The 16,113-nt window shown below is 36.1% G+C and carries 13 protein-coding genes; 12 read left to right on the top strand and 1 reads right to left on the bottom strand.

Translation table 11 applies throughout. The annotated features are described in order from the left end of the window. Nucleotides 1-22: 22 nt before the first annotated feature. The 9 genes from hisG to hisI are packed head-to-tail and all read left to right on the top strand — an operon-like array spanning nt 23 to nt 7,317. Nucleotides 23-1,000 (top strand): ATP phosphoribosyltransferase, encoded by a 978-nt coding sequence (gene hisG / locus NMAR_RS08350; RefSeq protein ID WP_012215942.1) that lies wholly within the window; start codon nt 23-25, stop codon nt 998-1,000. Further along, entirely contained in the window at nt 1,000-2,262 is a 1,263-nt protein-coding gene (gene hisD, locus NMAR_RS08345; RefSeq protein WP_012215941.1) for a histidinol dehydrogenase, read from the top strand. Before hisG ends, hisD begins: the two co-directional genes overlap by 1 nt. Next, nucleotides 2,259-3,329 carry a histidinol-phosphate transaminase gene (gene hisC / locus NMAR_RS08340; RefSeq protein WP_012215940.1) on the top strand — a complete coding sequence of 357 codons (1,071 nt, stop codon included), beginning with the start codon at nt 2,259-2,261 and terminating at the stop codon, nt 3,327-3,329. The genes hisD and hisC overlap by 4 nt, the downstream gene beginning before the upstream one ends. 3 nt (nt 3,330-3,332) lie before the next feature. After that, nucleotides 3,333-4,253: an HAD family hydrolase gene (locus NMAR_RS08335; protein ID WP_012215939.1), complete on the top strand. Its 921-nt coding sequence runs from the start codon at nt 3,333-3,335 to the stop codon at nt 4,251-4,253. A 28-nt stretch (nt 4,254-4,281) separates the two neighbouring features. Beyond that, nucleotides 4,282-4,869 (top strand): imidazoleglycerol-phosphate dehydratase HisB, encoded by a 588-nt coding sequence (gene hisB / locus NMAR_RS08330; protein ID WP_012215938.1) that lies wholly within the window; start codon nt 4,282-4,284, stop codon nt 4,867-4,869. Beyond that, nucleotides 4,869-5,471 (top strand): imidazole glycerol phosphate synthase subunit HisH, encoded by a 603-nt coding sequence (gene hisH, locus NMAR_RS08325; RefSeq protein ID WP_012215937.1) that lies wholly within the window; start codon nt 4,869-4,871, stop codon nt 5,469-5,471. The genes hisB and hisH overlap by 1 nt, the downstream gene beginning before the upstream one ends. Beyond that, nucleotides 5,468-6,178: a 1-(5-phosphoribosyl)-5-[(5-phosphoribosylamino)methylideneamino]imidazole-4-carboxamide isomerase gene (hisA, locus tag NMAR_RS08320; protein ID WP_012215936.1), complete on the top strand. Its 711-nt coding sequence runs from the start codon at nt 5,468-5,470 to the stop codon at nt 6,176-6,178. The genes hisH and hisA overlap by 4 nt, the downstream gene beginning before the upstream one ends. Then, complete coding sequence (gene hisF / locus NMAR_RS08315) at nt 6,168-6,968, top strand: imidazole glycerol phosphate synthase subunit HisF (protein ID WP_012215935.1); 801 nt, start codon at nt 6,168-6,170, stop codon at nt 6,966-6,968. The genes hisA and hisF overlap by 11 nt, the downstream gene beginning before the upstream one ends. 22 nt (nt 6,969-6,990) lie before the next feature. Continuing rightward, a complete protein-coding gene (gene hisI, locus NMAR_RS08310) occupies nt 6,991-7,317 on the top strand; it encodes a phosphoribosyl-AMP cyclohydrolase (RefSeq protein WP_012215934.1) in 327 nt (108 codons plus the stop codon). 4 nt (nt 7,318-7,321) lie between these two features. On the opposite strand, the gene NMAR_RS08305 is transcribed toward hisI, so the two are convergent. Then, entirely contained in the window at nt 7,322-7,900 is a 579-nt protein-coding gene (locus NMAR_RS08305) for a hypothetical protein (RefSeq protein ID WP_148680227.1), read from the bottom strand. A gap of 214 nt (nt 7,901-8,114) precedes the next feature. Here NMAR_RS08305 and thrC point away from each other — a divergent pair, with 214 nt between their 5' ends. From thrC to NMAR_RS08290, 3 genes are all read left to right on the top strand, one after another. Continuing rightward, nucleotides 8,115-9,329: a threonine synthase gene (gene thrC / locus NMAR_RS08300; RefSeq protein WP_012215932.1), complete on the top strand. Its 1,215-nt coding sequence runs from the start codon at nt 8,115-8,117 to the stop codon at nt 9,327-9,329. Then, nucleotides 9,329-10,660: a ThiF family adenylyltransferase gene (locus NMAR_RS08295; RefSeq protein WP_012215931.1), complete on the top strand. Its 1,332-nt coding sequence runs from the start codon at nt 9,329-9,331 to the stop codon at nt 10,658-10,660. Before thrC ends, NMAR_RS08295 begins: the two co-directional genes overlap by 1 nt. A gap of 216 nt (nt 10,661-10,876) precedes the next feature. Continuing rightward, nucleotides 10,877-16,081 (top strand): hypothetical protein, encoded by a 5,205-nt coding sequence (locus NMAR_RS08290; protein WP_012215930.1) that lies wholly within the window; start codon nt 10,877-10,879, stop codon nt 16,079-16,081. Nucleotides 16,082-16,113: the final 32 nt, after the last annotated feature.

The following is a 16,113-nucleotide window of genomic DNA, read 5'->3' as shown; positions in this document are numbered from 1 at the left end:
AGACAGATTGAAAGGAGATACCATGTCCGAAATCAGATTTGCAATTCCAAAGGGAAGCCTAGAGGATGCTACATTCAAGCTCTTAGAGAGATCTTGGACTAAGGTAAATCGTAAGAGCAGAACCTATCGTGTATATCTTGATGATCCAAAAATTATTGTAAAAATGCTAAGACCTCAAGAAATTCCAACTCTAGTGAATGAAGGATTGTATGATGTTGGAATTACTGGCAAGGATTGGGTAGGTGAAACCAAATCTGATGTAGAACCAATTTTGGACTTGGAATATGGAAAAATTAGACTTGTTATTGCATTTCCAGATAATTATCGATACAAGAATCTTGATGCGATGATTGCGGATTATGCTAAAAAGAAAAAGACTTTGAGACTATCTTCAGAATATCTTACAACTGCATCTCGTTTTATCAAGAGCTGTAAATCTTACAAAAAATATTTTGGAAATAAAGATCCACAAATTGTTACTCCTTGGTTACGTATTGGAACTAACAAATCAGTTCAGATTCATCTATCCTTTGGTGCTACAGAAGCAAAACCTCCAGAGGATGTAGATGCAATAATGGATGTAACTGAAACTGGAACTACTCTCAAACAAAATAAACTAAAGATTGTAGATGAAGTTCTTACTTCGACTGCACACTTGATAGTAAACAAAAAATCACTCAAAGACAAAGCAAAACGAGAAAAGATTTTTGATATTGTTACATTGATGCGAGGAGCAGTACATGGCAAAAAATACCTACACATTTACCTAAATGTAGAAGAGAAAAATTTACCAAAACTACTAAAACAGATACCATCTTTGAAAAAACCTACAATTAGTCCACTAAGTGAAGCTGGTTGGCACGGAGTTAATACTATTATCAAAAAATCAGATTTCCACAAAATAATTCCAAAACTGCGAAAGATTGCACAAGGATTAGTAGTGCATGAACCACGACAAATACTGGAACTTGAGGAGATCAAACGTGACGAAGAAAATTGATGAAAATCATTTCGATAAATAATACAGAACAATTCCTAAAGAAAATAGGCACAAAAGACTCTTCTAAGAACCAAAAAATTGTAAAATCTATTCTCAAAGATGTAAAGAAGAATGGTGATGTTGCTGTCAAAAAATATGAAAAAAAGTTTAGCGCAAAAGTTTCATCACTAAGAGTTTCTCAACGTGACATTGCTAGTGCATACTTTAAAGTTTCAAAAGAAGACATCTCTGCAATCAAACTTGCAAAATCAAGATTATCAAAAGCAGAATCTGCAGTACGACGTCAATTCAAAGACATTACTATCAAATCAAATGGAACAAAACTCTCAAAATCATTTGTCCCAATTGATAGTGTAGGATGTTATGTACCAGGTGGTGCAGCAAGATATCCTAGTTCAGCTATAATGTCCGTAGTACCTGCAAAGATTGCAGGTGTAAAAAGAATTGTTGTTGTATCTCCACCTAACTCTTCAGGAAATATTGATCCTTTAACAATTGTGGCAGCTGATCTTTGTGGTGCAACTGAAATCTACAAAACAGGCGGTGTGCAATCAATTGCTGCATTAACATATGGTACTCGTTCTATCAAAAAAGTAAACAAGATAGTTGGACCAGGTGGTGCTTTTGTTACTTTGGCAAAATATCTTGTTAGCAACATTGTGTCTATTGATATGATGGCAGGACCTACTGAATTGGGAATTGTAATTGATTCTGCAGCAGACGTTGATGTCGCAGCATTAGACCTTATTTCCCAAGCAGAACACTCTTCAGATACATTTTGTTATGCATTAACTACGTCAAATTCAATCGCAAAAAAAATTCAATCCAGTGTAAACTCTAAACTTAAAGATATTCAACGTGTAAAAATTGTCAAATCTAGTCTTGAATCAAATGGGTTCATTGGTGTTTGCAAACCCTCTGATATTATCGATATTGCAAATGATCTGGCACCTGAACACTTGGAAATTATCAGCAAAAATCCTAAAAAATGGAATAAAATCAAGAATCCTGGCTTGATATTATATGGAAAAAACAGTCCTTCTTCTGCTAGTGACTATTTGTTAGGCTCAAACCACATTCTGCCCACAAATGGATTTGGTAAAACGAGAGGTTCTTTGTCTGTGCTAGACTTTGTCAAGCTCTTAACAAAGATAGAAACAACCAAAAAAGATTTGCAGAAAATATCAAAATCTATGAAGAATCTAACTTTAGCAGAAGGATTGCCAAATCACTATGAAGCAGTAAGAGGTAGATTGAAATGAAAAATTCGTGGTATGAAAAAAAATTAGAAGACTTTGCAAAACTAGGTGGTTACAAAAAACCTGAAAAATTTGATGATGTTTTAAAACTGGATTCAAATGAGAATTTTGTAATAAGCAAAAAATTCCAACAAGATGTTATTGCTTATGCAAAATCAAATTCTGATGTAAGAGAATATCCATTAGGAGGAGTTGAAAAATTAGTATCAAAACTAGCAAAATATCTCAAAGTTTCTGAAAATATGATTGGTGTTGGAAATGGTTCAGACCAAATCTTGGATCTGTTTTTAGCAAATATGGCCTCAAAGAAAACTAGGATTTTAACATCTGATCCAACATTTGGGTTCTTTGAAGAACGATGCAAACTATATGCTATTCCTTGTACTAAAATTCCATTTTCATCTGACATGAAACTTGATATTGAAAAATTCAATTCAAACTTGAAAAAATGTCACATTCTTTATTTGGATTCTCCAAACAATCCTACTGGATTTCAATTCTCAAAAGCTCAACTAGAATCTTTAATCAAAAAATTTGATGGATTGGTAATCATTGATGAGGCATATGGTGAATTTGGTGACTCATCAATTGTTTCATTGACAAAAAAATATGATAACCTAATTGTTGTCAAAACATTTTCCAAAGCATTTGGACTTGCAGGTTTACGTATAGGATACTTTGTTGCAAACAAGAAAATAGTTGAAGTCTTTAACCAAGTATTACAATATCCGTATCCTCTCAATACATTGGCAATCGAGGCTGGAATTGCCTCTTTGGACAAAGTTGATCAAATGAAAGAGGCATCTGAAATCATCAAATCTGAGCGTAAAAAAATTATTGAGAATTTGCGCAAGTATGATGCCTTTACTGTTTTTGATTCCAATGCTAATTTTGTACTATTTGATGCTAAAGGCGCAGACAAACGCGTATTCTCTGCACTAGTAGAACAAGGGATTTCTATACGCAAACTAGGTAAGATTGGTTCACATTCAGGATGCTTGAGAGTTACTGTTGGAACCAAGGAAATGAATTCAAAATTCCTTTTAGCAATACGTGATCTTTTAGGATAAAAATTGGATAGTCAAAAATTTGATTCAATAATCTTTGATTGTGATGGTGTTCTAGTTGATATTACACAATCTTATGATAAAACAATTGATAAAACATGTAGATATGTTCTAAAAGAATTTGCAAAAATTGATTCTATAACTATTGATCACAAGATAATTGATGGATTCAAATCATCTGGAGGATTCAATGATGAGGTTGATTTGGTATACGCTGCAATATTATCATTGTATACAGCTAACAAACTAAACAAAAAACCCTCAGAGTTTATCTATGATGTAATTTCAAATACTGACAAAACTGGAATACGTTCTGTCCAATCATATCTTGAATCTATCTATGATGTTTCAGAATTTTTATCCAAACTTGGTTCATTAGGTGACAGACACAACAATCCTGTTTATTCTATTTTTGATCAATTTTTCTTTGGACCTGAACTTTATGGAAAATTGTTTGACAAACAATCAAAATTTTCTGAAGAAGGAATGATTTCAAATGACAAAGTAATACTATCTGTGTCTCTATTAGAAACTTTACAAAAAGAATTTGGAAAAAAAATTGCAGTTGTTACAGGCAGAGGAATTGAATCTATTCGTTATTCTCTAAAAGATATGATGGATTACTTTGATACAAAAAACTCTGCCTTTTTAGAAGATGAACCACGAGAACTAGCAAAACCAAATCCTGCAACTTTAATCCGTGCTATACAATCTATGGAATCAAAAAACTGTCTGTATGTAGGTGATTCTATGGAAGATTACATGATGGCAAAAGATGCAGCACAAGCAGGACATTCTACAACCTTTTGTGCAATTGTGGGAACAAGTACAAATCCTGAAGATAGGCGTAAACTATTTGCCGATTCAGGCGTAGAGATGATATTAGAATCGATAAATGATATTCCGAAGGTATTAAATTTAGTTTGATAAAGTAACAGTATTCTCTGGTGATAAAATGAAAAAGCGCTCTAGTAAAATCAAACGTGAAACAAAAGAAACTGATGTTTCAGTAAATGTCAACATTGATGGTACTGGAAAGACTAGTGTGTCTACCGGTGTAAACTTTGTTGATCACTTGATTGCTGCATTTGGAAAACACGCAATGTTAGACTTAACGGTAAAAGCAAAATCAAAAGACAATATTGTACACCACTTGATTGAAGACACCGCAATTACAATTGGAAATGCAATAGATGACGCATTAGGAAATAGATCTGGTGTTACTAGATTTAGCTATGCATCTGTCCCAATGGATGAGTCTCTAGCTGAAGCTTCCGTGGATTTAGTCAAAAGACCATTTTACAAGTTGACTTTGTCTATAAAGAGAACAAAGATTGAGGATGTATCCAAAGAAGATCTTGAACACTTTTTCCAATCTTTGTTACAGAATCTAAACAGCTGTATTCACCTTACTGTAAAGTATGGCGATAATGATCACCACAAAGTAGAGGCTGCAATGAAATCTCTTGCAGTAGCATTTAGAATCGCGTGCTCAAAAGATTCAAAACAAAAAGGAATTCCAAGTACAAAAGGCGCAATGTAATGACAAAGATTGCAATATTTGATTATGGAGCTGGAAATATTTTCAGTCTCAAAAATGCACTAGAAAAACAAAATGCAACAGTAGAAGTTCAAACTAAAGTTGACATGCTAAAAGGATATGATGGAATCTTCTTACCCGGAGTTGGAAATTTTGATCCTGCCATACAAAGTATCAATCGTGATTCTGTAGATTTTCTTGATATTGTAGGTGATACTCCTGTATTTGGAATATGTTTAGGTATGGAGATGTTTTTTGATAAAAGTCAAGAAGGAAAAGAAGAAGGCCTTGGAATAATCAACGGTGATGTTATCGTTTTACCTGACACCCTAAAGGTTCCACACATGGGATGGAATGCACTTGAGATAAAAAAAGAAAATAAAATTCTTGAAGGAGTAGAAAATGGCTCTTGGGTATACTTTGTGCATTCGTATAGGGCAAATCCTACAACTCAGGATGTGATAGTTGCAGAATCTGATTATGACGTTAAAGTTCCTGCTATAGTTCAAAAGGATAACTATTTTGGAACTCAATTTCATCCAGAAAAATCTGGTGATGTAGGTGCATTAATGCTAAAGAATTTTTTGCGAGAGTGCAAAAAATGAAAATAATTCCTGCAATTGACTTGATGGACGGACAAGTAGTCAGACTATACAAAGGAGATCCTAAACAGAAAACTGTATACAGTGATGATCCTGTATCTGTTGCCAAAAAATGGCAAAAAGCAGGTGCGGATATGTTGCATATTGTTGATTTGGATGCTACTATTGGGACTGGCAGTAATTTGGATTTGATTGAAAAAATTTCTAAAGAACTATCAATTCCTGTTGAGGTAGCTGGCGGTTTACGTAATGAAGAAATTATTGATAGAGCAATTTCTTTTTCAAATAGAGTTGTAATTGGTACTATGGCATTCAAAGATAAAGAAATGTTACAACGAATTGCCAAAAAATATGATTTTTCAAAAATTGTAATTTCAGTTGATCATATAGATGGATTCATTGTTACTCATGGTTGGCAAGAGAGTACGAAGACTCCTTTGCTAGATGCAATAAATGAATTTGTGAGTATGGGATTTACTGAATTCTTACTCACAAATGTAAGTAAAGATGGAACATTGGAAGGACCAGACTTGGAATATTTAGAAAAAGCATGTGCTGTACAAAATGCAAATGTTATTGCAAGTGGTGGAATTTCAAATATTGATGATGTGTCTGATGTACAAAGAAAAAATGCATTTGCTGTAATTCTAGGAAAAGCATTGTATGAAAATAAAATTTCCATTGAGGAGGCAAAACAACTTGTTAACTAAAAGAATTATTCCATGTTTGGATGTAGATAATGGCCGAGTTGTAAAGGGACTAAACTTTGAATCAATTAAAGACGCAGGCGATCCTGTAGAGCTTGCTGCCAAATATAGTAAAGATGGAGCAGATGAATTAGTGTTTTTAGATATTACTGCATCGCAAGAAAAAAGAAAAACAATCAAAGAATTAGTATCTAATGTTGCCAAAGTAATTGATATTCCATTTACTGTTGGTGGTGGAGTGAATAGTATGGATGATGCAAGAAATATTTTACTTAGTGGTGCAGACAAAGTTGGAGTAAACACTGGAGCTGTAAAAAATCCTGAATTGCTAACTGAACTCATGACTATATTTGGAAAACAGTGTGTTGTGGTAGCTATAGATGCAAAACGAAACTATTCTGAAGATTCTACTAAAACAATGTTTGAAGAAAATGGAAAAAAATTCTGGTTTGAAGTTTTCATTTATGGTGGAAAACAAGAAACCGGACTTGATGCAATTCAATGGGCAAAAAAAGCAACCGAACTTGGAGCTGGTGAAGTACTTCTAACTAGTATTGACAAAGATGGAACTAAGGATGGATATGATATTTTACTTACCAAAAAAATAGTTGATACTGTTTCTGTACCTGTTATTGCTTCAGGTGGTTGTGGCAAACCTGAAGATATGTCTGAAATCTTTGTAAAATCTGACGTTGATGCAGCTTTAGCAGCCTCAATCTTTCACTATGAAAACCAGTCTGTCAATCAAGTTAAAAAAATTCTTCGAGACAAAAACATCTCTGTACGATTATAAAGAAATTCTGTAATGAATAATTATGGATAAAACAATTGATGATATCGATTTTGAAAAAAGTGGTGGCCTTGTACCTGTAATCGTACAAGATGCAAATACCAAAGAAGTTCTTACTCTTGCTTATTCTAATAGGGAATCATTAGAACTTGCAAAGAAAACACGAAAATCTTGGTTTTACAGTCGTTCTAGAAATAAACTTTGGATGAAAGGAGAAGAATCAGGTAACACACAAGAGATTAAAGAAATTCTTGTTGATTGTGATTCTGATGCAATAATTTACTTGGTAGAACCATCAGGACCTGCATGTCATACTGGTGAAAGAGTTTGTTTTCATAATGAATTAAAATAATTCCTTAGCATACAGGTTGATAATTATTTTCATCTCCTGGAAGAATATCTTCTATTATTTTAAATTCTAAATTTTGATAATCCGTTCCTCTAAAAACGACTCTCCAATCACCAACAAAGTCATCTACACTGCAATATCCTTTTATTTTTGAGAGTTGTGGTTGTAAATAATAATTAAATGCTGGTTTATCTGCACCATCAAATGGTATAGACCAATAAACTTCATAATGAGTTATGTTTAATGGCCTAAGGAATACTACTTGTCCTTTTTCTTTATAATCCAATCCCCCAATTCTCAGAAATATTTTTTCACCTAGAAGATACTCACTTCGATCAATTTGAAACGGTCCTGATGTAATCCATTCTCTATCTTTAGGAGAATATGTATTTTCAAGATTTATTTTTTTAATTTCATCTAATTTTTCTTGAATTTCTGGCGTGGTCTCTTCAACTGGTTGTATTTCTCTGTCAATGGTATCTTCAATTTCCATGGTTTCTGGTTGTTCAAAATTTATCATAACTACAGCAATTGCAATAATTGCAATAATTACTCCTGTTATTGGAATTATGACTTTATTACTCACATGCTCCATTGAAAAAAAATCACTAAAAACCTTCCTCATCAAAAAATTTTGGAAAAATTTGATTTTTAACGAGTTTTTATTGCTTCTTTGATATTGCAAATAATTTTTCTAACATTTTTACTATCTTTCACTATATTTTTTGTTGTATTCAATTAAGTATCACTTAACTTGATATTAGGATTTTTTATCTATAGTTTAAGAGGAAAAACTGATCTTGACTAGAACTTCGCTGCAATGTAGGGAATGTAAAAAGGAGTATGAAACTGCTTTCAAATACATCTGTGATGATTGTTTTGGACCTCTAGATGTGAAATATGATTTTCCAACAGTTACAAAAGATACTTTTTCTAATCGTGAACACACATACTGGAGATATTTTGAATTACTGCCAATTGAAAACAAATCTAACATCGTGTCAATTGATGCAGGACTAACTCCTCTAACAAAAGCTGAAAATCTAGGCAAAGCACTTGATCTTAACAATCTCTATATCAAAAATGACTCTGTAAATCCTACATTTTCATTTAAGGACAGACCTGCTGGAGTTGCAATCTCAAAAGCAAAAGAATTTGGATTATCTGCAGTTGGCTGTGCATCAACAGGTAATTTAGCATCTGCAACTGCAGCTCATGCTGCAAAAGGTGGATTCCCATGTCATGTATTTGCTCCAAGTAATATTGAGATGGCAAAGATTGCTCAAGCATTATCTTATGGCGCAAACTATGTTGCAGTTGATGGAACATATGATGACGCAAATAGAATTGCAGCTCAAATTGGTGACTCTAGAGGAATTGGAATTGTAAATATTAACATGCGTTCACATTATGTTGAAGGTTCAAAGACATTAGCTTATGAAGTTGCAGAGCAATTAGATTGGAATGTTCCTGATCAACTTATAGTTCCAGTTGGAAGCGGTGCAATGTTAAATGCTATATGTAAAGGATTTGAAGAACTACAACAAGTTTCATTACTTGATGATGTATCTAACATGCATATGATTGCAGCACAACCTCATGGTTGTGCTCCTGTTGTTGATGCATTTAAGAAAAATTCTAAAGATGTAATTCCAGTTGAGAATCCTGACACTGTTGCAAAAAGTCTTGCAATAGGAGATCCTGGTGATGGGCGATATGTTCTAAAAAGATTAGAACAATACAATGGATTTGCTGAAGAATGTAATAACAAAGAAATTCTTGATGCAATACTTTTACTAGCAAAGACTGAAGGAATATTTACAGAACCTGCAGGTGGAGTATCTGTTTCAGTATTACAGAAGATGGTAGAACAAGGAAAGATTGACAAAAATGATAAAGTTGTATGTTATGTTACTGGAAACGGACTCAAAGCAACTGAATCAATTATGGAAGTGTTAGAAAAACCAAATGTACTAAAGGCAGACATTTCAGAAGTATCGGCGGTAGTGAACTAATGGCAAATATCACATTTACAATTCCATCTGTGTTAAATCACGGTGGAGGAGAAAAAAAGATAGAGATTCCAGCTGATTCCTTACAAGATGTATTTACAAAAATCTCTGAACAAATGGGTGATGATTTTAAGAGACGCGTGTTGGAAGGTGATGGAACTCCTCGTTCATTGATTAATATTTACATTAATGGTAAAAATGCTAAATTTTCTTCTGGAATGGAAACTGCTCTAAAAGATGGAGATGAAATCTATATTTTACCTGCAGTTGCTGGTGGCTCTGAAGAACTTTCTCCAAAAGAACTTGACAAATTTTCAAGACAAGTTATGCTTGAAGAGATTGGATATGGTGGACAATTAAAATTAAAAAATGCTAAAGTGTGTGTTGTTGGAACTGGAGGTTTAGGACATCCAATAATTTCTAGACTAGCTACAATGGGAGTTGGAAATTTACGAATTATTGATAGGGATGTAATTGAACTATCAAACTTACATAGACAAATAATGTTTGATGAAGACGATGTTGGTCAGGTTAAAGTAGAAGTAGCTGCAAAAAAATTACAGAAACTAAACCCTGATTGTAAAATTGAAGCTCTAGCTGTTTCAATAAATGATTATACTGCATTAGAAGTTGTTGAAGGATGTGATGTTGTAATTGATGCACTTGATAGTGTTAATGCTAGATATGCACTAAACAAAGCATGTGTAAAATACAATATTCCATTTGTTACTGGCGCTGCAGTTGGAACATCTGGACAAGCATTTACTGTATTGCCAAAAGAAAGCGCATGTTACTTTTGCATGTTTCCTGAATTAAACGAAGATACAATGCCAACATGTAGTATTGAAGGTGTTCACCCCCCTATACTTTCTATTGTTGGTGCAATTGAAGTTGCAGAAGCTGTAAAAATAATTCTTGGAAAAAAACCAAATCTATCTGAAAGAATTTTACATATTGATTTAGAAAGTCTTGATTTCAATAGTACTAGAACATTCAGAGCTGACGAATGTCCAATTTGTGGAACAGGGAAACTTGAAGTTGTACAAAAAGAAGAATTAATTTTAGAAGAATTGTGTGGAAGAAATAGAGGAAAGAGAACTTACTCTATTACTCCAACTGATACTTTTGAACTTGATGTTGATGCAGTTACTAACATTGCAAAACAAAAAGGATTTCTTGTAGATAACCAGGGTGACTTGGGGTTGTCAATGCGAACAAATGATTTGTCTGTAAGTTTTATGAAAAAGGGGTCTGCAGTAGTTGTTGGACCAAAAGATGAGGATGATGCAATTTCTTTGTATAATTGCCTCTTAGGTAAAGAGATCAAGGCATAAAATATGTTATAAAAATTTCATGAATAACGTAAAAATTTTGAAAAATATAACGATCATAATTATATTTTAGGAATAAAGTATGATTTTTATAATCAAATAATATAGAAATTATACCAATAATCAAAAATCAATAAAATAATTTCAATTTTTTGGAAAATTGTGGACAATTCGTCCATTACGGTTAAATACTAACTTTGAAGAAAAAATTACAATAACATGAATAACGAAATAGGACGTAAAATAACTAGTCTTACATTAATGACAATTATGGTTGCAGGTGGACTTACCTTTGCAATTCCAGGTGTAATGCCTGAAGCAATGGCCGCCAACGCCAACCTATTTGTTTCCGCAGAAAACTCACAGTTTGATAACTACATGTCAGGACCTCAAGTAATTGAGGTCGTCGTAATTGATAGTGACATCAATGATACAGATGAGGCAAAAGGTGAACCAGACGTAACCGTTAACGGTAAGGTCCTGAGAATGGTCCAAGCAGTTGATGGTAACTGGTATGGTTACTTTGCAGACAGAGACCAAGCCCAAATTGCAGACTCTACTGCTACAACAGCAGATTCTGGATTGGACTTTGGTGTCTTTTGTGCATCATCATCTGGTACAGCAGCCTTAGGATTCTCAACAACTGAAACAGATGGTATCGCAATTCCAATTACTATTGCAAATGCAACAGCAACTGGTAACGGTACACAAACCGGTAGCAGCAGTGGTGGTGCAATTACTACCACATGTGCAGCAAATACACTTGATGCATCAACTGCTAATGGTACAATTAACGTTGTAAGAGAAGCCAAAGATCCTGTAGCAGCATCTGGTAGTGTCAGTGTAGGCCAAATCGGTCTAAAAAATGGTACAGCTAATAGCGGTCCAAACTGGCCTTTCATTCAGCTCTATGAATTAAACCCAACAGGTAACGTTGTCGTACAGTACAACAAAGGTGGTGGTGTTCAATCAACAACACTTACTTTTGATACTGTTGATCAATTTGCCGAATTGAGTTTAGATAGAACTGTATTCCCAAGAGTATCACAAGTTCACGCAACAATTACTGACTTATGGTTAAACATTGACCCAACTGATGAAGACTCTTGGACATTTGCTACCAACACGAAGAATACTACATCATCCTTCAACGTTGATACATTTTACCAAGTATTCGATGAAAACGGTGCTTCCGGTGGAAGCGCATTAACCCTGAGAACAACATTGTCCAGCTTGATGTGTGAGGACAATTGTGTATTAACATTAGATGTCGATGCACAAAGCTCTGGCACACCAGTTGTGACAATTCAGGATAACGGCGATTCAATCCTTACCCAACTTAATGCCTCTTCAAATACTAATGCAAATAATGCATCTGCATTTGGTATTTCAACAGAGACAGCCAAGTTAGGTACAGGTTCCATCCCAGTTACCATCACCGAACAAGGTCCAAACAGTGGTGTCTTTGGTACTTATGACGAGTCTGACAAGTCAGTACTAAAGATTACAGATAATGCAAAGAGGGGAACCTCTGCATCACTCGATTACAATGAAACACCTCAAACTATCCTTGTAGGATTCTCCTTTGCTAGTATTGATATTCAGCCAGTGACTGATGAATGGACCTCTGGACAAGAGATTCCAGTAGTCATCGTTGATGCTGATCAAAACAAAAACAGCAGAGCAGATGAAGACTTAGACTTAAACAACCCAGACGTAACCCTGATTCCAGCACTCCGTACTGGTGATCCATTTACTATCGATGAGGGTGGAACCCCTAGCTTGATCTTTACCAATGGTACAAATGGTGATGATAGCATCTTTGATACAGGTGCAATAAACAACACCTCAGCAGGTCAAGTAGGTAACTTTACACTCAACATCAATGTAACTAGATTTTCCAGCGCAACCAACATCACTTCAACTGAATCTATTGATACATTCAGTAAGAGATTAATCTCTGCACAGACTGCCAATAGTTCAGCAAACTTTGATGTTGACTTTGCAATCATTGATCTCGGTAGTGCAACATTGGAAACCCTAAAAGAAACTGTAGTTGATGAAGATAACACCGCAGTCGGTTTTAACTTCTTTAACTATGATGTTAGATCATTAGGTGCAGATACAGTAAGTATCGCATTGCTTAACACCACAGGAAATATTCTCCCATGGGTTAACAACGATACAAGAAATGTTGACAAAAACAATGCAATATTGTTAGTCAGCAATTCAACTAATTCACAGGCTTACGTTGATTTGACCAATGCAGTATCTGATGCAGTTTACGGATCTACCAATACTGATAGTAACGTAAACATCGGATTTGCAATGTACTTCACAGGTGTCGGCGACCTCGCCGCCAAAGAAGTAATCGTCATGGACTTCTTCTCATTTGGTTTCACTGATGATGGTGTGCAATCTTCTGAAAGATTTGCAAACCAAATAATCAGAATTGAAGCTGAAGAAACAGGTGATAACACAAGTACCTTTGAAGGTTCACTTGAGTATGTCATGGTTAACCAAATTAACATACAGGATGCTGGTACCTTTAGTGGTATCACACCAATCGCAGATGATCCATCATTCATTGTAATTGAGGATCTTACTGACGAAGATGCACCAAGAGTCAACTATAATGACTTAGGTGCAGATGGTGTAACAACTCCTGTATCTGACCAAGAAGAGGCTCCAAGCCACTCTGGTGTTGTATCTCTAAACGCTGATTCATACAAGATTGCTGACACTGTAGTAATAACTGTAGAAGACTTAGATCTTAACGTAGATTCTGATCTTATTGACATCTTTACTGTTGTTTCTGATAATTCAAAAGCAACAGATGACGCCGTTGGTTCTGCCACAACTCAATCTTTGAGCTTTGGTGAACTCGGTAGATTATTAGATGTTACATTTGATGATGTTATCTGGTCAACTCCTGACGGTGCAAACAATACTGCAACTGGTAATGACAGTGACACATGTTCCACTGAACTTAGCAATGCAGGAATTACTGATACCGGACTTGGAGCAACTGGATTCACTCTAGTTGAAACCGGCGCAGCAACTGGTGTATTTGTTGGTGATTTCCAAATCCCATCATTTTGGTGTAGAGTCTCTGACACTACAACAACACCATATACCTACGCAGGTGACGAAGAAACAACAACCGGACTCGATATCGAAGTTAACTATGTTGACTTCAGAGATGCATCTGGTGAAATCGTCGAAGTCGGCGACTCAGCAGGTGTTAGAGCAAACACCGGTTCCGTTAGCCTTGATAGAACTGTCTATCCAGTACCATTTGGTACAATAGCAGATTCTTCAAAAGCCGCTAACGCAGCACCAAATGGAAGATCAGTATTCCCAATTCACGCAACTGGAATCACTAGTACTATTGATTCCACTGAAGAATTACCTACAGGAGATCTAACTATCCACGTCAGAATTAACGATCCAGACTTTGATGAAAACCCAGCTGGTGAAGATGCAATGGACCAAGATAATGCACTCAAAATCTCTGTTATCAGAGGTTCTGATAGTGTAGTTCTCGGCTATGCAGGCGCTTCTGAAAGAACCGGAAAGATTGATGTTGGTGGTAACAATGGAACCATCTCAAACATCAGAAGCTTCGGTGAAATGGACGAAATCGCACCAGATGCAGGTATTTTCGAACTGGATGTAAACATCAAATTCACTGACGGTCCAGCATCAGCACAATGTAACAGCCATGACACCCTCTATACCGCATTAGACGGTACTACTGGTAAGGCTGACACTAACAGATTTGACGACGGTGCAGCATCTGGTCAAGAATACTGTATCTTACAAGGAGATATTCTCCAAGTAGAATACACTGATCCAGCTGACGCATCTGGTGATGCAAATACTGTTACTGATTCTGCAACATTTGACCTAAGAAACGGTGTATTACAATCTGACAAATCCGTATACATTATCGGTTCAGACATGATCTTAACACTCATTGAGCCAGACTTTGATCTTGACAATGACAGTGCTGAGACCTATGACTTGGACTTGATCGAATGGGACTCTGATGCCGCCACCACTACCATGGGTAACAAAGGTGTAACCGGCGCAGCAGCTGCATTTGACCCAGAACCAACTGACTTTAGAGAAACAGGTGACTCTACTGGTATCTTCCAGATCGTCATCGAAATTCCAGAATCACTTTCTAATGACAAATTAGAAAGAGGTGAGGAAATCATCCTAGAGTATACTGACTGGGGTCCATCCGGATCTGATTATGTAGGAGATGAAGATGAAGATGTCAACTTGACAATCTACACTTCAAACTTCGGAGCAACTGTAGAACTTGACCAAAAAGTATACTCTTGGACTGACAAAGTATACATCACTATTGTCGCACCAGATCACAACTTTGACAGTGACCTAGTTGACGAAATCGGAGAAACTGACAGTGACCCAATTAAGGTCTCTACCAGAGGATTTGATCTTGACAACTACAAACTCGTCGAGACTGGTACTGACACAGGTATCTTTACTGGTGAAGTAATCCTCACAGGATTTACTGCCCATGATGCTGATGGTGATGGAAATACTGGCGATGCAACCGGTACCACTTCTGGTAGCGGTCCAACAGATGGTCTCTTGGCCACTGACGATGATGACGGACTTACTGTCTCCTTCGAATTCTCTGAAGATGAGACAATTGTAGGTTCTGCCCTCATTAGATGGAACATCGGTGAAGTCCAATGGCTTGAGGCAAGCTATCCAGCTAGCGGAACAGGTGTTGTAAGAGTAATTGATCCAGACATGAACTTAGATCCAGAAGCAGTCGACAACTTCGAAGTCGACGTATGGTCTGACTCCGATGCCGGAGGTATTGATCTTACTGTAACTGAGACTAATGAGGCAACCGGAATCTTTGAGGGAACTGTGTTCTTCACAACCCTTGATGAATCATCTGGTCACAGACTCAGAGTTTCAGAAGGTGACACAGTCACTGCAGAATATGAGGACAATACACTACCTGATCCATACACAACTGCAGATGAACTTGATATTACTGCCACTTCACTAATTGGCACTGTAGTACCACCTCTCGAGAGAGCACCAGCTGCTAACTTGAGAACCGTTGACGCATTCGGTAACAGCTTAGATTCTGTTTCCGTTGACCAACAGGTACAAATCAGCGCTGACTTAGCAAATGGTCAGGATAGAGAGCAATCATTTGCATACTTGGTACAGATTCAGGATGCAAACGGTGTTACAGTCTCACTAGCATGGATTACAGGTTCACTATCTAGCGGTCAATCATTCAGCCCAGCTTTATCATGGATTCCAACTGAAGCAGGAACATACACTGCTACTGCATTCGTTTGGGAGTCTGTTGATAATCCTACGGCATTATCACCACCAGTTAGTACAACTGTCAACGTAAGTTAGAAAAACTAGTTCACACTATCCTTTTTTTCTTT

The sequence above is a fragment of the Nitrosopumilus maritimus SCM1 genome (genome assembly GCF_000018465.1).
Classification (GTDB): Archaea; Thermoproteota; Nitrososphaeria; order Nitrososphaerales; family Nitrosopumilaceae; genus Nitrosopumilus; species Nitrosopumilus maritimus.
The sequence above is the reverse complement of the archived record's forward strand: the minus strand, read 5'-3'. Positions and strand labels throughout refer to the sequence as shown.